This is a genomic window from Exiguobacterium sp. R-39 (genome assembly GCF_049942815.1).
Taxonomy (GTDB): Bacteria; Bacillota; Bacilli; order Exiguobacteriales; family Exiguobacteriaceae; genus Exiguobacterium_A.
Genome location: NZ_CP187965.1, coordinates 1,620,008 through 1,644,190, shown reverse-complemented (window position 1 = coordinate 1,644,190; position 24,183 = coordinate 1,620,008). Strand labels below are relative to the sequence as shown.

Here is a 24,183-nt window from a genome sequence, read left to right as displayed (position 1 = left end):
TAGTGAAAAATTTTAGTTTAATCAATATTTTTCTCTTGAATCATCTGTTTAGTTAAAGGTTGGACCTGTTTGATGATGTCCTCGACATTTCGGAGTTCCGGGTAGAACCGGCGGAAGAAATAGTCAATCCGGTGCGGATCGTTCCCGGCAATCGTTACGGCCATACAGATATAGGCGATGCCGATCCCTTGGCGGGGCAGGAACGGGTTTGGCATGACCTGGGCACATTTCAAGGCGAGCGGACTATGGACGGAGACGGCTTCGATCAATTCACCGTAATTGCGGATATCGACGTAATGGAACATCCGGATTAATTCATTGATCAACTGTTGATCGGAATCAAGCATCATCTGGGACGTGACCAGTTGTTTGTCGAGATCGTTGATGACGGCGGAGTGATCAATGAAATAGTTTAAGTTGTCCGATGTGATCCGAACCTTATGAGGATCCGATAAAATTTGTTGGACCGTCTCGTCTTCAAATTGTTTCAACTGTTTTTTGATGTTGACGAATTCCTGATCGGCGATTTCAAGGAGTCCGGCGACACGGCTGAAACTGCGGCGGACTTCAGCTGGTACGCTGTTCGGATTTTTGTATCCTAAATCGTGTTCGATTTCGGCCCAGGCGTGCTGCAGAATCGAACGAATCTGGATTTCGGCGGTATGTTCCTTAAAACGACCGTATTCGCTGAGGGCGAGCCGCTGTTCATTCAACGCAGCGACGAAGTGAACTGACAGATAACCGAACTCGGTCGTGTCGAGCAAAGTGGATTTGTCGACGGATTGATCCCGGTCAATTGAAAATTCATTTTCGATGATCCGGGCAGCTTCCCGGACATCATCGTGAAAATACGTCACGATCCGAATCCCCGTCAAATCGTGGACATCGCGAAGCGATTGGTATTTATTCGGTTGCCGTAACACTTTTTGGTACAGACTGTCGGACTCTTTCGTCCGGGCGACGATCGAATGGTATTTGATGCCGGCTGCATCGAGCAATTCCGATAATAAAACTTTTAATTTATCGGCAAAGGCATCATAGTCTTCCTTGTCATTGACATATTCGAGCATCATCGTGTTTAAGTCCTGCGATTGCACGGAATTCACCTTCCTCATCAATTCTTCTTGTTTTATTGTAGCATTCGTTTTCGACGGACGCACGGCAGGACCCTGTTTCAAGGAGCCCGCTTCGTGGGAAAGAAAGAGTAGAACATCTGGGAGGGGTGCTAGAATGGAAATTTTGGACGCGCGGGCGTTACCAGCTGATCATTCTGATATCTTACATGTCACACCATCATCGGTTTATTTCCGACGCCGACTCAACAGCAGTCAATTTCATATCAGCCGGTTTGATTTAGAGGATCAAGAACAGAGTGATCTGACGCCTGATGTATTGCAAGACCACGGACCGACACGACCATTCGTCAAAAAGGGGAAAGTCTATTGTCTGAATGAACAGGACCGGGAAGACGGCGGAGAAACACAACTCCTTTCCATCGACCTGCATTCCGGAAAAAGCGAGCACCTCGCCACGTGGCGTCTAGGAGGCGATTTGACCCTCTACTGGGTGTTGAATGAACGGTATATGGTGTTGTTGCATGTCGATGGAACGACGACAGCCTTTTTATATGATGTCGAGACGACCCGCGAGCATCCGATTAAGGATGAACGATTGTACGGCATCACGGAAAACTACCGCGAACTGTACTTTTTCCTCGTCACGTTGGCGGATATCGATCATATCGTCTGCAATGCCCGGCTCGATGAATTTTCCTTTTACGATGCCCTGGAAAGTGGCGTCATCTCACCCGAAGATCCGATTGATCATTCGGAAAGTTTACTGATTGCCCCGCTATCGACGATTGTTGCTGAAATCGAACAAGGTGTAGAACATCTGTCATTTCGGACCTTGTTACGGTTGGACGGGGAAGGGGATACCGTTCAATATCTGGGGGAGCAGGACGGACACCTCGTCTTTAGTGCCTATACGGAACGTCTGAATGAAGAAGTTTTTTATGAAATCAAGGAACCATCGGCAATCACGGAACGGGAACGAATCCGATGGAGTGATTTCGAACCGCTGGACTTCACGTATGACGATGTCGAGTCGACGATTTTCATCGTGAATGACCGATCGAATAATCATCATGAAGTGATGAATCTGCGGACGGGTGCCCGTTATCTGGACCGAGATCCGTTTGAGCGGGTGTTACGTGACCGGTTCTACCTGCATGAATCGATCGGCACGGACGCGGAGCCGATGGTGACGGTATACGACGGTGAACAGGCGGTTCGTCACCGGTTCGAGGATGCCTACTATATGATTGTATCCGGGGAATTGGTCATTCTGTCCGTCAACCAATTAAAATAAATAATCGAACAAATCGTCGAATCACACTGTGAAGAAGGCAGTGTGATTTTTAAACTGAAGGATAATTTATTTCATGTACCATAATTATTATATAAAAAGATTCAAAGAAAAGAGTAAAGTCTACATTGCCCCTTTAAAAAAAACAACAAAAAACTCCTCCGGTTCAGCGAAATACGCTAATCCAGAGGAGGAGTGGTATGCTTATTCTGAATCAGTCGTCCGTGTGAAGATGTCGACTTGGATGTTTCCGGCTGTTGCACGTGAGTACGGACAAACGCTGTGTGCGAGTTTACCAAGCTCAGCAGCTTGTTCTTCTGAAACACCACGGACAAGAACGTCCAGTTCAACTGAAAGTGTAAATCCGTCTGCTGCTTCATTCAACGTGACGTGTGCAGTGACTTCACTTCCGTCATGTTTGATTCCTTGCTTACGGGCAACCAGATTTAAAGCGGAATCAAAACAAGCAGAGTATCCGGCAGCAAATAATTGTTCCGGGTTTGTCGCTTGTTTCTTCGATCCCGGTACAGGCATAGCGAGAGCGACGTCTAAAATACCGTCTTCCGATACGACGCGGCCGTCACGGCCTCCGACAGCTGTAGCAGATGATGTGAACATTGGTTTCATAATGATAACTTCCTTTCGGGTTGGCTGATTAATTTAAGTAGCTTACAATTAGATTGTATACAATCTATATGAGAACGCAACTATTTTGCTTGAAGGAGGATATATATGTCGAATCCCTTATTGCTGGAGGAACAACTCTGTTTTCCGTTTTATGCGATTTCCCGTGAAATCACGAAGCGATACCGTCCCTTGCTCGAGCCGCTTGGATTAACCTATCCCCAATATCTTGTCATGCTCGTTTTGTGGGAGGAGGACCAACAATCATTAAAAGCGGTCGGCGAACGGTTGCATCTTGATTCAGGGACGTTAACACCCTTATTAAAAAAATTAGAAGCTTCGGGCTTAGTGGAACGTGTCAAAAATCCGACTGACGAACGGCATATTCAAATCACGTTGACAGCAGACGGACAGACCCTCCGAAACGAGGCCGAACAAATTCCGCTGGCCTTAAAGGAGTTACTCGGTGTATCGGAAGAAGATTTGGAACTGGTCAAACAGACCTTAAACCGGTTGACTCTAAAAATGAACGGGACTGATTGACAGTCCCGTTCATTTTAACTATTTATTTGCGGCGGAATCCTTCTTCTTCCAGATAATTCGCTGCTTCTTTATACGAATTGAACGCACCGTCAAGCAAGTCGCCCGCGTATACCAGCCACGTATCGAGGTCTTCATTTAACAATGTCAATTCGAACTGGTTATCGTTGACCCATGTTTCTTCCAGTGTTTCCACGGTCTCGACCGTCTCAAGTGCTTTGATTGCATCTTGTAATAAGAGAATTAAAGCAGGCTCGGAGAATTCACGGATGTTGACGAAACCTTTCCGATCCGTTTCATATCCCGGTAATCCTGCAGCGTAGACAAAACCGTTGCCGTTCGGGTGAAGATGATAGACGACGATTTTTTTCTCGAACTGACTTTCCGGGAAATGAAAATTGACACGGTTAAGCGAGACTTCTTTCCGGACAAGTTGTGGGAAAGTCTCGATGATGTTTAATTTTTCTTCAAATGTTAGCATGGTTCCTCCTTGAAATACATTTCTACTCTCTTATATATGCGATGATTCGCAGCGAAATGTCAACGTCTGTTTATGACAATGAAACTTGAGCAAGTCTCTTCCCGTATGGAAAAAGGAAAGGCAGGCGATTGGATGCAACCAAATCAACCGACCGAGGACTGGCAACGTTTGCCACGTGCCTCGGTGACCGCCGAACGTCAATACGTCGGCATTAAGTATACCATTTATTTGCTACTGATCGGAACGGCAACCGTGGTTCAGGTCAAGTGGCTGGATTTATCCCCCTGGTGGATGTGGATTCTCGTCGGGGTGTGGATCGTATTCTTTTTACTCCAGTTTGTGTACATCCCGAAGATCCGGCAAAAGTATTTTAAATACCGGGTGGATGATGAATTTTTAGTCGTTGAGTTCGGTATCTTTATTTTACGCCATGTCGTGACTCCTTTAGTCAAAGTACAAATCATCGATACGTCGTCCGGTCCGTTGCTTCGCCGATTGAACTTGATGAACATGAACGTTCATACGGCGTCCGGTCAAATCGAATTGCCGGGACTCGATGTCACACAAGCGGTCATCTTGCGACAACGGATTGAACGATTCGCGAAACTCGAGGAACAGGAGGAGGAATCGTTATGACACGACGGGTTCATCCTTTGTTCATCTTAATGACGACGTTGACGCAGCTCCGGTCACTCGTCATCCCGATTGCCGTCATTTTGTTCAATGATTTAAAGAATGACGGATTCGGAAAGTATACGATGATCGGCGCCGTGGTCATCAGTTTCCTCTTACTCGTGTTCGGCATCATTTCGTGGTACTTTTATACGTTTACGATTGATGAACAGTCGATTCGGGTCAACAAAGGAATCTTTCGAAAAAGTGAACGGACGACGCAACGCCAACGAATTGAATCGATCGGAATCAATCAGAATCTGCTGGAACGGATTCTTGGTTTAGCGACACTGACCGTTGAGACTTCGTCCGACAGCGGCAAACCGGAAGTCGAATTAAAAGGGGTCCGGCTCGAGTTTGCGAAACAATTGAAGTCGACGATTGCAACAACGGTGTCGCAACCAACTGAACATACTGCTCCGGCTGCCACCTATACCGTCGGTTTGATGGATTTAATCACGGCAGGCGCGTTATCAGGCCGACTGGGTCTCGCGCTCGTCGGGTTCGGAGCCGTCTATCAGTTCGCCAACCGGTTCATTGAGAAATACATCAGCCGGGCGTTTGATGAGCTGTTGCATTTATCACTGGTCTTGTTACTGATCCTCGGCGGCCTGCTGTTGCTCTTGATCTATCTTGGATCAATTTTAGTATTCGTCCTCCGCTACGGATCGTTTCGGGCAACACTCGAGAAACAGCGGATGACGATCGGCTACGGTCTCCTGAACCGGACGGAAGTTGTGTTTCATCAGGATAAGGTGCAGGCACTCGTCATCGAGGAAAGCTGGATCAAACGGCGGTTGAAGCGGGCCCATCTCTCGCTGCACATCATCTCGGCAAGCGGCGAAGAAGAGAAGTTGCTGTTACATCCGTTCATCCGGACCGGAGAAATCGATGCTTTTTTAAAGGAATTTTTACCGCGTTTTCAATTGCAGCATCCACACAAGCGGGCCGTTGATCGGGGATTTTTTTACGTTGTCCGTTGGCCGTTGTTCGGTTACAGCCTGGGACTAGTGCTGCTGAACGGAGCGATGCTGTATGGATTACCGGAACCTTTTCGTTACTTCGGTTTACCGTTCATTCTGCTGTTACCGGTGTACTATGCGGTTGCCCGGTCCGGCTATCAAAATACCCGCTATGGACATCACGACGATTTGTTTATTTTACGAAAAGAACTCGTCAACCGGGAAACGATTTATGCGCCCCGCCTGAAAATAGAAGCTTTCTCCGGCCACGTGTCCCGTTTTCTCGAACAGAAAGATATTTTGAAGTTTCAACTCACATTACGCGGATCAAGCGTGTTTCATGCCGGTTACTTTACACAGGCGGAGTTTGAAGAGGTTTTAGCGTGGTACCAACAGACTTTTCTTAAACCGCCAACTCCACCGGCAGGGACACCATTGTCCGGTGACGAATAGATTCGTAGTAGAAACAGATGGAAAAAGGGAGTGAACACTAGTGCGGAAATGGATGTTTGTTCTCTTGCTGATTGTGCTTGGGATTGGAAGTCTGATCGGATATGACGGATACCGCATACAACAAACGTTAATCGGACAGTCCGACCGTTCCCGCCTCCTGCCTGCCGAGAAGAAGGACGATACAGCGGATCAAGCATGGATGAAACAACAGGACACGGAACAACTGCAATTGACGACGACGGATGAAGTACGGATCGGGCGTTATCTCCCGGCCACAACTTCTTCTGACAAGACGGTTGTACTCCTTGCCGATGATGTTCGTTTCGGTTCGTCACAGACGGCACCACTGATCCGCTTTTACCAGGAACAGCTGGGCTATAACGTGTTCGTCCCGGACCGGCGTGGTCAGGGAGCGAGCGATGGGACAGTGAATTATGGCTGGCTCGATCGGTTGGATCTGATTGATTGGACCAACCAATTGATGGAAGAGACCGGAACCCGGCAAGTCGTATATCACGGAGTAGGGATTGGCGGGGCGACGGTACTGCTCGCTGCAGGAGAACCGACCGTCCCGAAACAAGTGAAGGTCGTCATTTCTGAAGGCGCCTATGCCCGACTGGATGACTGGTTCCAGTCACTTGCGAAAGTCAACCTGCCGTATCCGGCCGGACCATCTCTTGCTGTCGCAAGTAGTTTTAATAAAGTCGAGCAAGACTTCTTCTATGGAGATGTCTCGGTCACGCGACAGACGAGTCGGATCATGGTACCGACGTTATTCATTCAGGGGATGGAGGACAAGGTGGTTCCGCCCCGGATGGTGTATGAACTGTATCAAGCCAAACCCGGCATCAAACAATTGTATCCGGTTCGCGGAGCCGGTCACGGCAGTACCTATTCCGATCATCCTGAGAATTATGAAAAACGTCTTCGCTTATTCGTTCAACCCTTTGTCACGACACCTTAACCTGTGGTGGAAAGAGAAGGGCTGACGGGTGTTCGGAAAGACGGACTGAAAGGGGCAACAAGAGAAATGACCGAGTTAGTTTGGGTAGGAAATGAAACACCGTTCGTCGACGTCATCTCGATGGAATCCGTCGGACCGATCACGGTGGGACGATTCGGAGGTTGCAGCCGTTCCGGACAGACCAAAAATGAAGACGGATGTGTCGTTTGGGTCGGGGTGGACTGGGAATGGACGATGCTGCTCGATGCACATGACACTGCCGAGAGTGCCGTCTTGTTAACCGGCTACTTGACGTCGCACCGTTTAGAGATCGAACGGATTCTGAACGAACCGGTCGAATCGATGTTTTCCTCACTGGAACGGTATGTCGTCTCGTTGTTGGAAAATAAAACGTTTCGGACCGCCTGTCAAACCGTTCGAGGTGAGACCGCCTGTCTATTTCTTGTCCGCAAGGGAAAATACGTCTGGTGGTTATCGGTCGGCGATGTTCTCGCCTATCTGTTCCATCCCGATTTAAGTAACCATCTGCAATACAAATTAAACGAACGGCAGTTTTTTGAATGGATCGGCCGGGTCAATACGTTTGATTTGCCCGTTCCCTGCTACAGCCGGGGAATTCGTGAGTTGCGACAGGGGATCAATCAGCTGTTGTTGACGACGGACGGATTGATTGAATGTCCGGGAGCGCCGTTCGAAGACGGGAAACAGCTGGAAAGAGTCCTGACGACGTCGTATGTCGGCGTCAAGACATTACTGACGACGATTGAACGGCTTGGTGTCCGGGACAGCACAACCATCTTAGCCTGGGCAGTCGAAATCGAAGAAAATGTAACGATGCCCGGTAACGCAAAATAAAAGCATGACCCGTCTTTTCCATATGTAAGGGAAAGGGGTCATGCTTTTATTCGGTTGCGGCCGGTTCAGCATCCGTCTGATTTGTTTGTAAGGGGATCGGCTCATGCGGTGTGTCTTCTTCTGCATGGGTCAACGGCAAGGCAATCCCGACGCTTGTCAACAAAGCAATCAGTGTGGCATTCGTTAAAGTTTGGTACATTCGTTACCCATCCTTTCCTAAAATTGCGTCACCTTTTTAACTATTCTGAATATTTATGTGTGATTCGTCAAGTAATCGCCATCTTCGTAGTATTCTTTTTTCCCGTTAAACCGGTATACTTAAACGTGAAAAAGGGGGATCTCGCTTGAAACTTACTAAAGCCAACACACGTATTTTAGAGTCACTGTTACCACGTTTGAACCTGAACGTCGAAGAACCGGAACGGACGGATATCGAACGCCGTCTCCAAGCGGATCTTTATGAAGCCCAACGCTTACAAAAACCGTTTGAAACGGTCCATGGCCAATCACCGGAAGAACGGCTGAATCAAATGATTGCCGAGATTCCGGAATTGCGACGGGTCGAGATCCAAAAGCGTTGGACGCGGAATTACATTTCAACGATTTTGATGTTTATTTTCATCGAAGGCATCGATGGTATTTTCCAGTTCGCCCTCGCGGATTACATCTTATTTTCCATCATCGCCTTATTTTTGATTGATGCGATGTCGATTTTAATCACGTCCCCGAAAATCCGCGACGTCAAAAAGCGGGTGTGGGTCCAATTTTTAGTCAGCTTCATCTTATTTGCCACATATAAAGCAGTCCTGATTCAATTCGTGCCGAATCCGGTCGTTCTGATGCAAGTCAGCGGTACCCCGGCATATCTGATTGGAATCGGCGGATTAGTCGGACTCTATCTCTATTGGTCCAAAAATCCGCTTCGTAAACGCGCATAAGGCAGAAGGAGGGAAAAAGATGGAGTTCACGCACTGGAAAAGACGTTTGCAAGATCATCTGGAACGGATGGGATTTGATTTACGAATCGAACGACTTGCCATGCAGGATATCCTGAAATTTGAGGCAACCCATGGTGCTTTCTTATTTTTCCCGATTACGATCAATTTATATGAACGGATGGGATGGCAGATGGTGGCGATTGAGTCGCACCATCCGGAGGACATCGACGATTTGTTTGCCGAAGCCCAGGTCCAGTCCTTATTTCAAATGACGATGATGACCTTTGAAGAGGAAGAACGGGAATTCATCTTAGGGTTCTACAGCAATACCGGACGTTATCTGACAGATACGCTGTCGTTGACCGGACAACTGGTCCGCATCATCGAAGAAGAATGGAATGCGGGCGAACCGCTCCGGATTGCGACGTTCGAACCGTTTCCCGGTCTGTTCGTCGCTCCGTCCTTTGCCCATCAGACGTATGCCTTTGCTGCCGTCGAAGACGATTGGCAAATGTTCGTCGGACGGACGGGACGTCCGGCGAGTGATTACCGTTTGGATGGAACGGTCCTCGCACCGCATCGTGTCCCGGAAGGCGAGCTGTTTACCCGGATTCCACTGACCGTCCCGCTCCATCAGTTCGAGGATGTTCGGACACAACTGCAGTCGGAGCAGCAGGAAGTTCAAACGTTCCTCGCGCAAGCGATGGCGACGATCCAAGCTTACGATCCGTCATTCGGTTTTGCCTGGCGGGAGACGGTGACATTTTTCCATGGCATTCCCGTCAATCCGTTTGCCCAGCGGCTCTGGCTGGAAGACGGACAAAAAAGGTTCCGGATCATGCAACAGGGATCACGGCGGATTTTAGCGATTGGTGACACGGCACCGGAAGCAATCGAACGTCTCGACCAAGCAGTCGGGGCGGGCGAACCGGACGGAACACCTGTCAGTGCCGTCGGTCAGCTGCTGTTAGGGATTTGGAAACAATTTGAGTCCGATGAGACAACCTATTTAACGGACGTGACCTGTGAGGGAATTTCAAGACAACAGGTCGAGAATCGGATCCGTAATGCCTTGGCACGACAGGAAACGATTGAATGGATCGTCCAGGCGCAAAACAGTAATGACAGTTGCCGATTCGCAGGGTTGACTATCACGTTCCCGCATCGTCCACCGGGGGTTGTCCAGATTAAACGGGCAGATGATGTGTCCGGAAGCAGCTGATGGTTTGAAAAGAACAGATCAAAAAAGCGGACGCCCTCAGGTGTCCGCTTTTTGGTCTTAAATTCCGAGTGACGCAATCAGCTTCCGGATGCGTTCCTCCGATTGTTTCGGCGTCAAGATCAACAATTGATCGCCTCCGATCAACCGGGTTTGCCCGCGTGGTGTGATGATGGCGTCGTGCCGGATGACAGCGACGACCAGCAAATCCTGAGGCATCTCAATCTCCTGCAGCGTTTTTCCGTCAATTCGGCAAAAGGACGGAACGCTGACTTCGACGATTTCGGCATTCGGATTCGCGACCGTCATGAATTGAATCAACGGTTCGATGTCGATTGCCGGTTTCGCATCGAGCTTCATCAGCTTGACGATCCATGGTAAGGCCGTTCCTTGCAGAAGCGCCGACGTCATGACGGTGAAAAAAACGATATTGAACAACGGATAGGCATCCGGCAGACCACTCGATAACGGATAGGTCGCGAGAATAATCGGGACGGCGCCACGCAAACCGGCCGCTGTGATGACACTCTGTTCGCGGAAATTGTACCGAAAAGGCAACAAGGACAAATAAACGGCGAGCGGACGGGCGATGAGAATCAAGGTCAGGACGATGACGCCTGATACGAACAATGTCTGGGGATCAAGCAATTGCCTTGGGAACACAAGCAGTCCAAGCATGATGAACATCCCGACTTCTGCCAGGTGGGAGAGACTGCCGCTGAACCGAACGAGAATATCACGGTAAATCAAATCATGATTACTGAGCCAAATCCCGGTGACGTAAACGGCTAAGAAGCCGCTCGCATGCAGGCTTGTCGCGACACCGTAGGAAAGGAGCGCTCCACTGATCAGCAGTGTCGGATATAAAGCGGACGACTGCAACTGGATCCGGTTCATCAAGGAGGTCAACAGCCAGCCGACAAACAGCCCTATGACAAGACCGATTCCCATCTCGTAAAACAGCAGAAAAATCCCTTGTACGATAGAAAAGGCTTCCGGATTTAACGCAAACTCCGTGAACAGAATCGTCAAGAAGACAGCCATCGGATCATTCGTTCCCGATTCCGCTTCCAGCGTATGTTTGACTTTCTGGTCAATCGGTCGACCGTTCAGCAATGAAAAGACCGCCGCCGCATCAGTCGAGCCAATCAACGCGCCGATGAGTAACGCCATCGGCCAGCTGAAATCCAGCAGGTAATGTGCCACCGCTGCAATCAGTCCGGTCGTGACCAGGACACCGACGGTTGCAAGCGATAATGCTGCCGGAAGAACCGTTTTGAAATGACGCCACTTCGTATTCAAGCCGCCGTCAAATAAGATGATGACGAGTGCAATCGTACCGAACAGACGGGCCTGCTCGATGTCTGCAAAATCAATTAATCCAGAGACATCCGTCCCGGCCAGGATGCCGACGAACACAAATAAAATCAGGGTCGGGACGTTCAGACGGACAGAAAATTTCGTCGTGACGATAGCGAGCAACAAAAGAATACCGGCAAGCAACAGGACGGTCCCTTCGTTCATAGGCGATCCCTTCCTTCGATGAAAGACGTCTTTTCTTTAGTATACGTCATTCCTCGTTGCAGATTCAGAAAATAGTTTGCCGGAAGATGTGTATAAATCCGTAAAAAAAGGAAAACACGTATCATAATGAATTATGGAATAATGAAAGAGGAGGCATCTTATATGAACATCTGCGTAGTCACAGGAGCAAACTCCGGTATGGGAATGGTGACGATTCAAGAATTGCTCGAACGTGGTGACCGTGTCATCGCGACCGTCCGATCGGAGAAAAAAGCGACATTATTAATCCAACTGTTACGGGAACATGCGGTTTCGGACAAGAATCTGGAAGTCGAGGTCGTACAGTTGGATCAACTCGATTCCGTCCGGCGTTTTGCGGATGTGTTATTTGACCGGATTGGTCGGATTGATCGCTTGATTTTAAATGCCGGCATCATGGTTCCCCCGTACCATGTGACGAAGGACGGGTTTGAGTCCCAGTTTCAGGTCAACTACCTCAGTCACTTTTATTTGATTGAACGGTTGTTGCCATTGATTGAACAGGGACATGATCCCCGCGTCATTTCGATCTCCTCTTTAGCAGGAGAAGGCGGCATGATCCGGACCGATATCGAACTCGAGGCGATTGCGCATGTCAAAAAAGAACAGTATAATCCGATGAAGTCTTACCGGGAATCGAAGCTGTTACAAATGGTCCATATGCGGGAGTTGGCCGAGGAATACGGGACGCGGGCGACGTTCGTCAGTGTCCACCCGGGGATCGTTAACACCGACCTGTTCTACCGGGGGAAATACGGAAAAGTATTGAAGACCGTCCTGAAACCGATTGCCCAAGTCGGATATTGGACTGGAAAACTGTATACACCGGAATACGGAGCGAAAACCGCCCTGTACCTCGCGACGACGGACGATGTGCTCGACAATGGGGGATATTATGCCGATTCCGCCCCGCGTCTCAGTAATCCGGTCGTTGAAGATGAGGCGTACCGCAAACAGGCCCGTGCCCTGTCGAAACGTTGGGCCGGACTTGTCTAAATGATAAAAAAAGGTCTACCGACTCGTGGGAAGTCGGTAGACCTGTGTTGTGCAGACTGGGGGTCTGTTCACCTCCTGACTATACAATAGGGCGAGATAGAATTTTGAAATATGAAAAATTTTACAAAGTCATGCGATTTGATGATTTTTTGATGTCTTGAAGCAAAACGGTTTTCTTCTGGCATTACTTTCGTTAGGATGAAAGTAAATTTTAAAAAACGGGAGGAACACGATGATACGATCAGCTACTACACACGATGTTCAACGGATTGCGACCTTGTTGCGTGAAAAAGCCGAACTGTTTAAGAAACGGGGAAGCCGCCAATGGTCCGCGTATCTCGAGACCGATTTAGAAGCTCTCGTGCAGCGCGACCTGAATGCCGGAAGACTGTTTGTTTATGAACAGGGACCGGACTTACTGGGTTCGATTGCGTTATTGCCGTCGCTCGAATGGGATCAGACACTATGGTCTGACAGAGAGGGGCTTTACATCCACCGGATCGTCGTCAGTGAATCCGCAAAAGGTTTAGGAATCGGAACACGTTTATTGCAGCACGTGATTGCCGTTGCCCAAGCGGAACAAGAAGCGTTACGACTTGATTGTGTGGCATCCAATGACTTTTTAAACACCTATTATACGTCATTCGGTTTTGTCCCTAGAGGTGTTCGTGACGGTTTTGCGACATATGAGCATGTGGGGATGCCGGTGCCAAAATAAAGCGGCATTTAGATAGGACAAGCGATTCAGGCTTTGGTATGGTTAGAGAAAGAATTATTCGAGGAGTGATCGGATGCGACTTCAGATTGGTTTTATCGGCTTTGGAAAAAGTACGACCCGTTATCATCTGCCCTATGTCATGATTGAGGACCAGTTTGATATTACCTGGATTTATAATCGGAAATCAAAACCGGAATTAGAGGCAACTTACGAATCCAAATTGCCCCATGTCCGGTTCACAACAGATCTCGATCTGATGTTGAAGGACCCGGAGCTCCAGGTCGTCGTCATCAATACCCCGCCGGCGACGCACTTCGCCTATGCGTTGCAAGCGTTACAACATGGAAAACATGTGCTGGTCGAAAAACCGTTTACGGTGACGGAGCAGGAAACCCGTCAATTGTTCGAAGAGGCGCACCGGCAAGGCGTCAAGTTGCTTGCATATCAAAACCGGCGTTTCGACAGTGACTTCCAAGTCATCGAGCAAGTCATCCGATCCGGTAAGCTCGGACGCCTCGTCGAAGTCGTCTCGCACTTCGATCTCTATCGACCGGATGCTGCCCCGGCGATTGCGCGTCCGGAAAACGGGGCCTTATATGGTCTTGGTGTGCATACGATTGATCAAATTGTTGCTTTATTCGGGAAACCGGAACGGGTCGGATATGATATCCGGACGGTTCGCCTTGACAGTAATCCGGATGATACATTTGCCCTCGACTTTTACTATCCGGAGTTAAAAGTCAGTGTCCGGACCAGTCATATCGCGTTGGCGGGAGCGCCGCGCTGGATGCTTCACGGGACGAACGGAACGTTCATCAAGCAGCATGTTGACCGCCAGGAGCTGGATCTTAAAGCCAACTACTTCCCGGGAGAAGAAGGATTCGGGGAAGATTCCGAAGATGATTTCGGCCGGTTGTTGTACCATGACGACCATGGTCATTTACAGGATGTCCGGATTCCGAGCCCGGTCGGAGATTACGGCAAGCTGTATCGTGCCTTTTATGAAAGCATCGTCCATGGTACACCGTTACCGGTCTCGGAAGAAGATACGAAACTGGTCGCTCACCTGATGGAACAAGGATTTTCAAAGCCGTCCCCTTTCATTTTAGACCTCTGAAATTAAAAATCTTTAGATATCAATATAATTACATCTCAGCGATCTGCCTATGCAGCGCTGAGATTTTTTGTTATAAAGGAAAAGATATCACAATTTTTCAGAATTTTCTTATGGAATATTGATTAAAATTTCAAAAAGATGGGAAAAATTGTGTATACTACAGACACAAGGGGGTTTATCATGAAAAAAATCATTACGTCCATCATTCTGGCAGGTGTTTTGTTTGGTGTGTTCAGTCCATCGCTCATTGCAGAAGCGGCCACGAAGTTGACGGTCACGACAGATGTGTTGCGCGTTCGTGAAAAACCATCGACAACAAGTAAAATCCTGGGGAACATCACTAAAGGAGCTGTCTATACTTCGAACGGGACGTCCGGCAGTTGGTATAAAATCACGTACAAATCAAAACCGGGCTACATACACAAAGATTATGTCCGTACCTCTACGACATCGAAGTATACATCGACCGGTGCACGTTATACGACGGTTGGCACGCTGAATGTCAGAACTTCTCCAAGCTTAACAGCAAAAACCGTCACGCAATTGAATAAAGGCGTAAAGGTGGCATCTTACGGGACAACCGGCAGCTGGACACGTATTTTGTACAATGGCAGTTACCGTTATGTATCGACACAGTATTTGACGAAAACAGCACCAAGCAGTTCATCGAAACAATTAAACGTCCCGTATTACAATCAATACACACTCGGATATCCGTCAGGCTGTGAGTTCGTTTCACTGAAAATGGCACTCGAATATAAAAAGAAAGCAGTTTCTGCCTCTTCTTTATATAACCAAATGCCGAAAAGCATGGCAAACGCCACTTATAAAAACGGCAAGTATTACTGGGCAGATCCCGAAAAAATGTTTACCGGTAATCCGGCAGGAACGCTCGATTACTATAAAAACTGGGGCATTTACCCGAAAGGCATCCTGCCGCTCGCGAAAAAATACCGGAGTGGCGCTGTTGATATCTCCAAACAAGGAGTCAGCAAAATCGAAAGTGAAATCCGTAGCGGCAACCCGGTCATCGTCTGGGCAACCGTTGATTTCAAAAATCCGTACGGCTACTTCTCATGGATCAAGCCGGATGGTAAAACGTTTACCGGCTACCGCAACTACCACGTCATGCTCGTGACAGGTGTCTCAAGCAGCGCGTTTACTGTGTCGGATCCATACCGTGGAAAATACACGGTTAGCCGTTCACAATTTACGTCCGTTTACAATACGACAGGACAGTACGCATTATCCGTCCGTTAATCGATTGACCGGTGAAGCCTTCCGCTTCATCGGTTTTTTCATGGCACGGACGTGATAAAAGAATGAGGAATGTTCGAAATTTTAAAGAATTGGGAATCGATTAAAAAGTCGTGTAAAATAATGACAACCTCGAATGCTTTCTCTCGAAAGGAGTGGTAAAGAAATGGATGAAAAACGACTGGAACAGCTGGAGCAGGAAATCGTCCGATTAAAAGCACGCGTCGATCAGTTGGAACGTCAGCCGGCGAAAGAATCACAACCGGAACCGGTCTCTTCCGTCGCGCGACCTGCCGTCCGGCCTGCTTTCGTCAAGAAGACTCGGTCACCGGTCATAAAACAAGCGCGGACGCGGGATGAGTGGGAAAATGTCCTGGCGACGGTCTGGCTGCCGCGAATCGGGGCGATTTTTGCCGCCATCGGAGCGATTTTTCTATTTTCCTACGCGTCGTTAGCGGGACTAATCAGTCCAGCCGTCCGGATTGGGAGTGGAGTCGTCATCGGCTTACTCGTCATGGCACTGGGAGAGTTCCAGTATGAGAAAAAACGACGGGATCTCGGCGTCGGACTGGTCGCGACCGGGACAATCGTTTCCTTGTCCGCCTTATTTGCCGGTATGGCCTTATATCAATTTTATCCGCCGTTGTTGGCTTTTTTCCTGGAAATCGTCGTGCTCGCCATCGCTTACGGATTGATGTTGTGGATGCGCTCGACGGCGTTACTCGTGTTAGTCTCGATTACCGGCTTTTTATTGCCGTTTCTCCAGTTAACGGATGAGCCGAACGTCTTCTTATTTTTACTGTACGAAGTCCTGTTATTTACCGCTTTAGTGTTTGCTATCCTTCGTCTGCAGGCGGTCAAAGCGTACCCGGTTACTGCCGGGATCTTTTTCCTGGCCCTTATCTTCGGCAGTCTCACCGTCAATTTTGAGACACGTCCCTTGATTGACGAAATCACTTTACTCGGGGCATCCTTCATCGCCTATCTTGGTCTCGCTTACGTCGGGACGAAACTTCCGATCACCTACAATTACCCGAGCTGGATAGCGGGCGGATTCGTTCTGCTTAGCCTGTCCGTAGTCGACTGGCCGTTTGCTTACGGACTCGCGGTTCTGTTTGCACTCATCGCTTACGCCGTCGCGAATCAAACGAAGGAGGCGTGGCAAAACGGTGTCGGACATGTTGCCATCCTGTTTGCGATTTCGCAGATTCCGGTCGATCCGCTGAGTTTCGGTGATCAATTCCGTTCACTCCTCTATGCTCTTATGATTGCCGGATTGTGGTTCATCAAGCGGCAGGAAGTGCCGCATCAACGCTTTTTCGGAATTGTCGTATACGTGATGTTCGTCCTGTATACGATTGGAACGTATGAGACGTATCGATTCAACGACCGGTCGTATGCCGTCGCCGTATTCGGTCTGACGCTCGCGACGACAGCCTTCATCGTCTTGCTCGTCCGGACACACGGGGAAGCGATGTGGAAAAAGTATTGGCAAATCGTTCTGTTTTTTGCAGCGGCCGGTGTGTTCGTGACCTATACGCTGATCGTGATGGAACTGCCGTTTTACGCTATGCTTGATCAAACGGACCGGAGTACGACGTTGTCTGTCGCCTACATCCTGTTATCGTTTGTTCTTGTAGCGATTGGCCGCATCCGTGCAGCGGCGGCTTGGCGTCTGTCGGGTCTGCTGTTGCTGTCGGTCAGTGCCTTCAAACTGTTGCTGTTTGATTTGTCATTCTTGTCGTTGATTCAAAAAGCGTTTGTGTTCATCGGCTTCGGAATCGTCGCCTTTATCATTTCGCGGACGTATTTCAAAAAACGGGAGTCTTGAATCATTTAAAATCTTCTGCCTGCGGACCTTGTCTGGAGGGGAGGATTTTTTTATTGAAATATATTGATAACGATTATCATTATCGACTATACTAATTGATGAACTTACTTAATCATCAGGGGGAACCATTTATGCGACATAAAAAAACACTGACAATCGGTCTCTTATCCATGACGGCTTTACTGGCAGCCTGTAATGAACAACCCGCGACGACTAAACCAGCAGCAGCCAAGCCGAATCAATTCGAGCAAGTCGTTGCCGATTACCGGACATATGCGATTGCGGAACTGGAACAGTTCACGAAGCAGACGCAAGCGTTCACGACAGCTGTCAAAGACGGGGACCTGGAACGGGCGAAAGCACTTTATGCGCCAACGCGGATGCATTATGAGCGGGCGGAACCGATCGCGGAAGTATTCGGAGACCTCGATCCGAAAATCGATGCCCGTGAAGGGGACGTCAAAACGTCGGAGTGGGGCGGCTACCACCGGATCGAACAGGGCTTGTTTGAAAAAGGTACGACAAAAGGATACGAAGAGTATGCCGACCAATTGATGAAAGATGTCCATCTGCTCCGGGCGAAAGTCGAGACGGTCGAGGTGACGCCGGAACTGTTGGTTACCGGTGCGACTGATCTTTTAAACGAAGTCTCGACGTCAAAAGTCACAGGGGAAGAAGACCGGTATTCGCATACCGATCTGTATGACTTTGCAGCCAACGTCCAAGGTGCGGAAAAAATTTATCAATTGTTAAATCCGGCTCTGAAAAAACAGGATGCTGCCCTGTCGAAAGAGATTGCGGCCCGCTTTGCTGATGTTAACGGATTATTGGAAGCGAAAAAGAAAGAAGACGGATACGTGCTCTATACCGAGTTGTCCAAATCAGATGTCAAACAATTGAGTCAAGCCATCAACGAGCTGGCGGAACCGCTCTCGAAGATGGGTATCGTACTGGAGGGCTGATCGATGACACGGACTACTTTAGAAGCAGGGGTCACCCGGCGTGACGTCCTGAAAGTCGCGGGACTGACCGGGCTCGGAGCCGCTCTTTACGCAAGTGGACTCGAACGGTTTTTACCCCGTGCCCTGACGGCTCAGGCGACAGATCAAGTCCCGTTCTACGGCAAGTATCAGGCGGGTATCCTGACACCGCCTCAAAACCACGTCCAGGTGGTCGCCTTTGATGTCCAGACGACCCGGCGCGATGAATTGATTGATCTGTTGAAACGTTGGACGCGGGCATGCGCCCGACTGACAGCCGGATTACCGCTCGGCGACGCGGACAGTGCCTATGTTCCTCCGGAAGATACAGGAGAGGCGGAAGGGCTGTCAGCGGGCCACCTGACGTTTACATTCGGTTGCGGTCACAGTTTATTTGCCAAGGACCGATTCGGGATTGGTCATAAACGTCCTAAGCTGCTCCGGGAGTTGCCGGTCTTTGATCTCGATCAACTGGACCCGCAATGGGCGGGCGGAGACCTCGTCGTCCAGATTTGTGCCGACGATCAACAAGTCGTGTTTCATGCGTTACGGAATTTGACCCGGATTGGTCGCGGTATCGTTAAGATCCGCTGGACGCAAGCCGGTTTTCAACGCTCCAAGGCCGCGGATGCGGCAGGGGGGACACCAAGGAATCTGTTCGGATTCAAGGACGGGACCGGTAATCCGGACGGCACGCAGGACGCTGTCCGAAAACAACACCTCTTTTACCAGTGGCAGGACGGTTCACCCTGGTTGACGAACGGCAGTTTCCTGGTCGTCCGCCGGATCCAGATGCATCTTGAGGTATGGGACCGGACGATCCTGAAAGAACAGGAGCGGACGTTTGGCCGCGAACGCGCATCCGGTGCCCCGCTTGGGTCGAAAGAGGAATTTGCAGCGGTGACACCAAGCAAACGGACGGCGCACGGTGAAGCACAACTTCCAAGTGACTCGCACACAGCAGTCGCCCACGGATCAGGAAAAGAACAACTGTTACGCCGCTCCTATTCCTACCAGGCCGGGATTCACGAAACGACCGGTGCCCTCGATGCCGGCTTACTGTTTCTATCGTATCAACGGTCACCGGAGCAGTTCATCACCATTCAGAGACGGTTAGCAGCGTCCGACCGTTTAAATGAATACATTACCCATCGTGGCAGTGCTGTTTTCGCCTGTTTCGGCGGAATTCAAAAAGGAGGCTACATCGGTGATGCGCTTTTTGCTTAATTTCTTTTTACCGGTGCTTCTCTGCACGATGATCGGGATGCCGGTCGTTCATGCCGATGCGAAAACCGATGACCTGTATGTTTTAATCGGTCAAGCTTTGTCAGCGGTCAACGACGGTGACCGGAGCAGCTTACAGACAACGCTCGCGACGCTTGAACAGCAGGTCGACCGGTTGCCGGCTTCTGCCGAACAACAGAACATCGAGCAGAAGTTGCCTGCCGTCAAGCAGCAAACCGCTTTGCCTGCCGTCAAGCAGCAATTGACGGAATTGTCGACTGCGGTCCGGGCGCTGGAAAAAACCAAACAGCCGAAGGACGATTCAGCCGCTAAAAAACGGTTAAAAGAACTGTTCACTCTAACGAAGCAACTGAGAACGGCCACTGACATGTCCGAGCGTCAGCAGTTGCAGTCGGAATTGCTGACAGCCTGGACGGACCGGGAAACAGTCGTCCGGGAGACGAGCATCGGGCACTACGGTCAGGTCGAGATGGGACTGTCCGCAATCCGGATTGCTTTGGCCCGTGAAACATTTGATCCGTCGGAGCTGAATCAGGCACTGGATCAGTTTGACGCCAGTATCCGTTCTTTTCTAAAAGGGGATACGGTGAAAGCCGCGAAACAGACGGGTCTCGTCGAGTTGACGGCGTTACTGAAACAAGCGGATCAGCAACTCGCGAATCAGGACGTCCCGGCGGCGGAGAAAACGCTGACGACCTTTATCGAACGTTGGCCGAGCGGGGAAGGGGAAGTCCGGACCCGGAGCAGTTCTCTGTATACGACGATTGAATCGGATGTACCCGTTCTGTTGTCGCGTTTAGATGAAACGACGATGGCTTCCACCCGGTCTGACCTGGCCCCGATCATCACGTCACTTGAAGTGTTAGCGCAGAAAACGACGTATTCGTTTGTCGATGCGATGCTCGTCATGTTGCGGGAAGGGCTGGAAGCCTTGCTGATCATCAGCGCGCTCGTTGCCTTTACCCGAAAAGCCAAGGTGACAGGCGAACGGATGATTTGGAGTGGGGCATTATGTGGTTTATTCGCGAGTGGAGCACTGGCCCTGATCATCCAACAGTTCTTTTCAACGGCACTTGCTGCTGTCGGACGGGAGCAGATTGAAGGATGGACCGGACTGGCCGCAGTATTGATGATGCTGCTCGTCGGTTCGTGGTTACATTCGAAAACGGCGGTTGCTTCACGGCAAACGGAACTGGCACTGAATCTGGCGGGACGGTCTTTGTTTGCCGTCAGCTTTTTGACGATTTTCCGTGAAGGGGCCGAGACGTTGCTGTTTTATGTCGGCATGGCGCCCGCCATGACATCGACTGCTTTAGCTGGAGGGATCGTGCTGGCAATTGCACTCATCGGGCTTCTTTCGCTTGCTGTCATTTATTTAGGGGTACGTTTACCAATCAACCGGCTCTTTGCAGGAGCAACCGGATTGATTTATCTCATGGCGTTCAAAATATTAGGTGCCAGTCTGCATGCCTTGCAAATTACGGGCCTCTTGCCGATCCATGTCATGTCATACATCCCGTCATTGCCTTGGGTAGGGATTTATCCGACGTATGAGACGATCATTCCGCAAGTCGGACTATGTGTTTTAGTTGGTTTGTTGATATATCTGAGACGTCGCTCTCCTTCGGGTCTTCGGAAAGCTGTTTAAGCCGTTTTTCAGTTTCATGTTTTATTCATTATGTTTCGGGAATAACTTTATATCGAGAGTAGATCGTTGGCTCGCATGAAGGAGAGGAAACAGGATGATTGAAACAAGAATTGTACGAAACATGACGGCGGTGGACGCAGAAGTGACAAGCTTGAAGTCAAGTGGCTATTCGAATAAACAAATTTACATCTTTGCGAAGGATGAAGAATTGGCGGAACGGATTGCCAATGACACTCAGACGTTGGCGTATCGTGTAACAAAAAAATCATTTTTTGAGACATTGATGTCGACAGTCCGCAGCAACCGAAAAGACCGGATTGCCCAGTTGTCGGAACTCGGAATGACAAAGGATGTAGCAGAAGATTTGGAAGAGGAAGTTCGCCATGGCCGGATTGTCATCGTCGGCTCAAAATCTGACTTACTGAATCCGGCGTTTGCCGCTTCTTATGTCGAAGATGAGACGACAGAATACGGTGCAGGTGTTCCGAAACTCGAAGAGGAAGAAACGACGACGACCTTACCGGCTGACCAAAACGTCAAGTTGGATAAAAAATAAGAAGCGTCGGTTAAACAGGGACTGGCAACAGTGTCAATTTTTAGACGAACAAAGGATGACGGATTTGAATCCGTCATCCTTTGTTCGTCTATGCAGGATCATTTTTTATGGATCTTCTATTGGAGCGATTCACGCAAATCCATTACCTCATCGAACGGAATATGACGCTGTAAACCGGTTGATGTCTTGATTTCAATGATTCCGCGGGCGTGAAAAAGAGCGGTAACCGTTCCCGTCAATGCGGTCTCGGTTCCCTGGTCGAGATAACGGACCGTCACCAGCCGCCCGCTTCGAATGGCATCTTCTAACAATTGTGGAAAAACAATCTTTGTCTGTGTCGTCTGTCGGGCGGGATGCGTTTTGTACAAGTGTTCCAATTGCAGAATATGATTCCGTGTCGCGCGTTGCCGCCACTTTCGCTCCGTTCGTTTCTTAGACTGTAACACGTCGTTCCACCTCCGATTGAATCGTTTACATGTCGACGATACACTGCCCCAAAATATTCCCCATTTATTTGGGAGATAAACCCGGTTGAAGAAGAGAAAGACACCGTAGAGGAGTAAAGAAACAGAGGTTGGTTTTGAATGTCCGATTTGCGGAAAAAGACTAGAAGTATGCCAGGAACAGAGGAGGAACTGTCTGATGGAACGAAGTACGTTAATTGCCCTTGAAAAACACTTATATGCCATTCAACTTGAGCTGGACGGTCTCGCCCGTCTGATTACCAAACAATTGATGCAACTCAGTCAGGTCGCCGGTTCAGTCGAACACTTCCGGCGGATGAGTTTTGATTTATACCAAAAGCGGGAGACACTCGACCGGATCCCGCCCCAGATTTTATATGAAACCGCTTTGGACTATGAAGATTTTCTCGATGAAGAGTTTGATGAGATCCCGCCATCCTGGGCATTACGGCAGGACGAAGCAGAAGCACTCGATCAGTTATGGTGGTTTGAGTTTTTCCGGATTCAAGCCGACGTGGAAGATTGGTTGAGTCTCTATCTGATTCGACGTATTCGGGAAGATATCCGTTATGTGCCGCCCGTCATCGAAAAAAACGCGTACGCGTTATCCGATGATGCCCGGCAGGTTTTTTGGCGTCTGTTGCAACGCTCCGTCGCCAAACCGTCTTCGAAGATCAAGGCCAACCAGCTGTCCTGCCGGATGGGCATATCAGAGATTGCCCGGTACGCACGGTTTAACCTGGAACGGACACGTCTGGCGATTGAAGAACTGACGGCACGGGGCATCATCTCGATTGAGGAAGAGAACGAAAAGCTGAACCTTCGTGTTCGTCTACAAGTGATTTAAGGAGATGAAACGTTCAATCATGCGTTCATCGTGACGCGCGGAGGGACCGATCCAAATCAAATGACCGGGACTTGCCGACTCGATGAACTGGGCATGGGCAATGGCACGCCGGGCATAGAGGGCATGTTCGAATGGAACGGCCCGGTCCGCCTTGGAATGGATGATCAGCACCGGACAGCGGATGGCTTGCAAGATCGGTCGGTCAATCTGTTGCGTCAAATCAAATAAGACACCCCGCCCCGGTCCGTTCTGCAGTCCGACTTGATACAACAATTGTTGATCGACTCCATTCAATTGACGTCGAATTTCGTCACGCTGCAACAGACTGGTCATTTCGACCATGCGCACAGACGCTTCTTGCGGAAACTTGACCAACTTGTCTTTGACGTAATGCCACAAGACCCATTGCAGGAGCTGCAACGGACGTTGAAGGAGCGGTTGGACAAGCCAAGCCTGATAAGGAAGCGAGATTTCGTGTGTCATCGCACAGGCAAGGACGAGTGAACAGACAGACGGATTATTACTTGCCAACGCAATTGCTGTCGGTCCGCCGGCCGAAATCCCGTAGACCGTATATTGCTCGATGTGTCGCGAAGCAATCCATTTTTTGTAAAAAGCAGCCAACTCACCGGGGGATGAGGCGACACGGAGCGGTGTTTTCCCGTATCCCGGACGAGACGGGACAATGACCCGGTAACCGGCTTCAATCAATCGTTCTACGTGATAGACTTCCCGGTAATCGGACTGTGTGCCATGAATCAGTAAAATGACGGGTCCGGTTCCACTGTCCCGGTAATCGAATCGGTAACCTTCCCAATCGGCAATGTGTTGCATCCAAATTCTCCTATCTCTTAAATATTTCCATATTATTGTTAATCTTCGTACC

General features: G+C 49.4%; 25 protein-coding genes. 18 read left to right on the top strand and 7 right to left on the bottom strand.

Annotation, left to right across the window (positions count from 1 at the left end):
• Positions 1 to 17 precede the first annotated feature (17 nt).
• Complete coding sequence (locus tag ACP26N_RS08730; RefSeq protein WP_255508309.1) at positions 18 to 1,097, bottom strand: GTP pyrophosphokinase; 1,080 nt, start codon at positions 1,095 to 1,097, stop codon at positions 18 to 20.
• A gap of 133 nt (positions 1,098 to 1,230) precedes the next feature.
• Here ACP26N_RS08730 and ACP26N_RS08725 point away from each other — a divergent pair, with 133 nt between their 5' ends.
• Entirely contained in the window at positions 1,231 to 2,370 is a 1,140-nt protein-coding gene (locus ACP26N_RS08725) for a Six-bladed beta-propeller, TolB-like protein (protein ID WP_131503709.1), read from the top strand.
• Between the two features lie 201 nt (positions 2,371 to 2,571).
• Here ACP26N_RS08725 and ACP26N_RS08720 read toward each other — a convergent pair whose 3' ends face one another.
• On the bottom strand, positions 2,572 to 2,994 hold the full coding sequence (locus tag ACP26N_RS08720) for an organic hydroperoxide resistance protein (protein ID WP_131503710.1): 423 nt from the start codon (positions 2,992 to 2,994) through the stop codon (positions 2,572 to 2,574).
• A 105-nt stretch (positions 2,995 to 3,099) separates the two neighbouring features.
• Between ACP26N_RS08720 and ACP26N_RS08715 the strand changes: the two genes are divergently transcribed.
• Positions 3,100 to 3,534 (top strand): MarR family winged helix-turn-helix transcriptional regulator, encoded by a 435-nt coding sequence (locus ACP26N_RS08715; protein ID WP_214854445.1) that lies wholly within the window; start codon positions 3,100 to 3,102, stop codon positions 3,532 to 3,534.
• 22 nt (positions 3,535 to 3,556) lie between these two features.
• Here ACP26N_RS08715 and ACP26N_RS08710 read toward each other — a convergent pair whose 3' ends face one another.
• Positions 3,557 to 4,012 (bottom strand): hypothetical protein, encoded by a 456-nt coding sequence (locus ACP26N_RS08710; protein WP_114595703.1) that lies wholly within the window; start codon positions 4,010 to 4,012, stop codon positions 3,557 to 3,559.
• A gap of 132 nt (positions 4,013 to 4,144) precedes the next feature.
• Here ACP26N_RS08710 and ACP26N_RS08705 point away from each other — a divergent pair, with 132 nt between their 5' ends.
• The 4 genes from ACP26N_RS08705 to ACP26N_RS08690 all read left to right on the top strand — a co-directional run bounded on the left by ACP26N_RS08705 (position 4,145) and on the right by ACP26N_RS08690 (position 7,918).
• The gene (locus ACP26N_RS08705; RefSeq protein WP_255508308.1) at positions 4,145 to 4,648 is read left to right on the top strand and encodes a PH domain-containing protein; all 504 of its coding nucleotides are present in this window, start codon (positions 4,145 to 4,147) and stop codon (positions 4,646 to 4,648) included.
• Entirely contained in the window at positions 4,645 to 6,099 is a 1,455-nt protein-coding gene (locus ACP26N_RS08700; RefSeq protein ID WP_426353553.1) for a PH domain-containing protein, read from the top strand. Before ACP26N_RS08705 ends, ACP26N_RS08700 begins: the two co-directional genes overlap by 4 nt.
• Positions 6,100 to 6,139: 40 nt before the next feature.
• Positions 6,140 to 7,063, top strand: coding sequence for an alpha/beta hydrolase (locus ACP26N_RS08695; RefSeq protein WP_426353551.1), 924 nt, complete (start codon positions 6,140 to 6,142; stop codon positions 7,061 to 7,063).
• 66 nt (positions 7,064 to 7,129) lie between these two features.
• Positions 7,130 to 7,918: a protein phosphatase 2C domain-containing protein gene (locus tag ACP26N_RS08690; RefSeq protein ID WP_131503714.1), complete on the top strand. Its 789-nt coding sequence runs from the start codon at positions 7,130 to 7,132 to the stop codon at positions 7,916 to 7,918.
• A 46-nt stretch (positions 7,919 to 7,964) separates the two neighbouring features.
• Here ACP26N_RS08690 and ACP26N_RS08685 read toward each other — a convergent pair whose 3' ends face one another.
• Positions 7,965 to 8,117, bottom strand: coding sequence for a hypothetical protein (locus tag ACP26N_RS08685; RefSeq protein WP_165871614.1), 153 nt, complete (start codon positions 8,115 to 8,117; stop codon positions 7,965 to 7,967).
• Positions 8,118 to 8,262: 145 nt separating this feature from the next.
• Here ACP26N_RS08685 and ACP26N_RS08680 point away from each other — a divergent pair, with 145 nt between their 5' ends.
• On the top strand, positions 8,263 to 8,856 hold the full coding sequence (locus tag ACP26N_RS08680) for a hypothetical protein (protein WP_426353548.1): 594 nt from the start codon (positions 8,263 to 8,265) through the stop codon (positions 8,854 to 8,856).
• A gap of 19 nt (positions 8,857 to 8,875) precedes the next feature.
• Positions 8,876 to 10,078 (top strand): hypothetical protein, encoded by a 1,203-nt coding sequence (locus ACP26N_RS08675; protein ID WP_426353547.1) that lies wholly within the window; start codon positions 8,876 to 8,878, stop codon positions 10,076 to 10,078.
• A gap of 57 nt (positions 10,079 to 10,135) precedes the next feature.
• Here ACP26N_RS08675 and ACP26N_RS08670 read toward each other — a convergent pair whose 3' ends face one another.
• Positions 10,136 to 11,599 carry a potassium/proton antiporter gene (locus ACP26N_RS08670; RefSeq protein ID WP_426353546.1) on the bottom strand — a complete coding sequence of 488 codons (1,464 nt, stop codon included), beginning with the start codon at positions 11,597 to 11,599 and terminating at the stop codon, positions 10,136 to 10,138.
• Between the two features lie 162 nt (positions 11,600 to 11,761).
• Between ACP26N_RS08670 and ACP26N_RS08665 the strand changes: the two genes are divergently transcribed.
• The 9 genes from ACP26N_RS08665 to ACP26N_RS08625 all read left to right on the top strand — a co-directional run bounded on the left by ACP26N_RS08665 (position 11,762) and on the right by ACP26N_RS08625 (position 21,986).
• A complete protein-coding gene (locus tag ACP26N_RS08665; RefSeq protein ID WP_426353544.1) occupies positions 11,762 to 12,634 on the top strand; it encodes an SDR family NAD(P)-dependent oxidoreductase in 873 nt (290 codons plus the stop codon).
• Between the two features lie 232 nt (positions 12,635 to 12,866).
• Positions 12,867 to 13,352 carry a GNAT family N-acetyltransferase gene (locus ACP26N_RS08660; RefSeq protein ID WP_131972627.1) on the top strand — a complete coding sequence of 162 codons (486 nt, stop codon included), beginning with the start codon at positions 12,867 to 12,869 and terminating at the stop codon, positions 13,350 to 13,352.
• Positions 13,353 to 13,425: 73 nt separating this feature from the next.
• A complete protein-coding gene (locus ACP26N_RS08655) occupies positions 13,426 to 14,469 on the top strand; it encodes an oxidoreductase (protein ID WP_131503720.1) in 1,044 nt (347 codons plus the stop codon).
• 180 nt (positions 14,470 to 14,649) lie between these two features.
• Positions 14,650 to 15,729, top strand: a complete 1,080-nt coding sequence (locus tag ACP26N_RS08650; protein WP_131503721.1) for a C39 family peptidase — start codon at positions 14,650 to 14,652, stop codon at positions 15,727 to 15,729.
• 163 nt (positions 15,730 to 15,892) lie between these two features.
• Entirely contained in the window at positions 15,893 to 17,557 is a 1,665-nt protein-coding gene (locus tag ACP26N_RS08645) for a DUF2339 domain-containing protein (protein ID WP_188004412.1), read from the top strand.
• A 131-nt stretch (positions 17,558 to 17,688) separates the two neighbouring features.
• Positions 17,689 to 18,519, top strand: coding sequence for an iron uptake system protein EfeO (gene efeO / locus ACP26N_RS08640; protein WP_131503723.1), 831 nt, complete (start codon positions 17,689 to 17,691; stop codon positions 18,517 to 18,519).
• A 3-nt stretch (positions 18,520 to 18,522) separates the two neighbouring features.
• Entirely contained in the window at positions 18,523 to 19,764 is a 1,242-nt protein-coding gene (gene efeB / locus ACP26N_RS08635; protein WP_131972631.1) for an iron uptake transporter deferrochelatase/peroxidase subunit, read from the top strand.
• Positions 19,748 to 21,430, top strand: coding sequence for an FTR1 family iron permease (locus tag ACP26N_RS08630; protein ID WP_426355406.1), 1,683 nt, complete (start codon positions 19,748 to 19,750; stop codon positions 21,428 to 21,430). Before efeB ends, ACP26N_RS08630 begins: the two co-directional genes overlap by 17 nt.
• Positions 21,431 to 21,524: 94 nt before the next feature.
• Positions 21,525 to 21,986 carry a general stress protein gene (locus ACP26N_RS08625; protein ID WP_114595719.1) on the top strand — a complete coding sequence of 154 codons (462 nt, stop codon included), beginning with the start codon at positions 21,525 to 21,527 and terminating at the stop codon, positions 21,984 to 21,986.
• A gap of 116 nt (positions 21,987 to 22,102) precedes the next feature.
• On the opposite strand, the gene ACP26N_RS08620 is transcribed toward ACP26N_RS08625, so the two are convergent.
• Positions 22,103 to 22,432, bottom strand: a complete 330-nt coding sequence (locus ACP26N_RS08620; protein WP_165871615.1) for a YolD-like family protein — start codon at positions 22,430 to 22,432, stop codon at positions 22,103 to 22,105.
• A gap of 196 nt (positions 22,433 to 22,628) precedes the next feature.
• Between ACP26N_RS08620 and ACP26N_RS08615 the strand changes: the two genes are divergently transcribed.
• Positions 22,629 to 23,297 (top strand): hypothetical protein, encoded by a 669-nt coding sequence (locus ACP26N_RS08615; RefSeq protein WP_214854485.1) that lies wholly within the window; start codon positions 22,629 to 22,631, stop codon positions 23,295 to 23,297.
• On the opposite strand, the gene ACP26N_RS08610 is transcribed toward ACP26N_RS08615, so the two are convergent.
• On the bottom strand, positions 23,283 to 24,131 hold the full coding sequence (locus ACP26N_RS08610; protein ID WP_426353541.1) for an alpha/beta fold hydrolase: 849 nt from the start codon (positions 24,129 to 24,131) through the stop codon (positions 23,283 to 23,285). The genes ACP26N_RS08615 and ACP26N_RS08610 overlap by 15 nt on opposite strands.
• Between the last annotated feature and the right edge of the window lie 52 nt (positions 24,132 to 24,183).